Source organism: Halomonas sp. SIMBA_159, assembly GCF_046536035.1.
Taxonomy (GTDB): Bacteria; Pseudomonadota; Gammaproteobacteria; order Pseudomonadales; family Halomonadaceae; genus Vreelandella; species Vreelandella venusta_A.
Genome location: NZ_JAWJBT010000101.1, coordinates 1 through 451, shown reverse-complemented (window position 1 = coordinate 451; position 451 = coordinate 1). Strand labels below are relative to the sequence as shown.

The 451-nt window shown below is 60.5% G+C and carries 1 protein-coding gene; it reads right to left on the bottom strand.

The features are described 5' to 3' along the window. Positions 1-39 precede the first annotated feature (39 nt). Positions 40-423, bottom strand: a complete 384-nt coding sequence (gene msrB / locus R0J87_RS18550; protein WP_498888026.1) for a peptide-methionine (R)-S-oxide reductase MsrB — start codon at positions 421-423, stop codon at positions 40-42. Positions 424-451: the final 28 nt, after the last annotated feature.

The following is a 451-nucleotide window of genomic DNA, read 5'->3' as shown; positions in this document are numbered from 1 at the left end:
CCAGCACAGGCACAGAGAGCGCCAAACCCGGACGCTGCGTTACTTGGGGTCGAATTGTAACGCAGCCGAATTGATGCAGTAGCGCAGACCCGTTGGCGCCTGTCCGTCTTCGCACACGTGGCCGAGATGCGCGCCGCAATTCTTGCATTGAACCTCGATGCGCAGCATGCCGTGCGACCGGTCGGTTTTTTCGGCAATCACTTCACCGTTGATCGGTTTGAAGTAGCTCGGCCAGCCGCAGCCGGCGTCGAACTTCGTATCCGATTCGAACAGCGGTGTGCCGCAACAGACGCAGTCATAAATGCCGCGTTCCCAATGATCGTGATAACGGCCGGTGAACGGGCGCTCGGTGGCCGCGTGGCGCGTCACCTGATATTCGATGTCGGAAAGCTGCTTGCGCCACTCGGTGTCGTCTTTCTGCACCGCCGGGGTGTCGTGCTTGAGGTCGTCG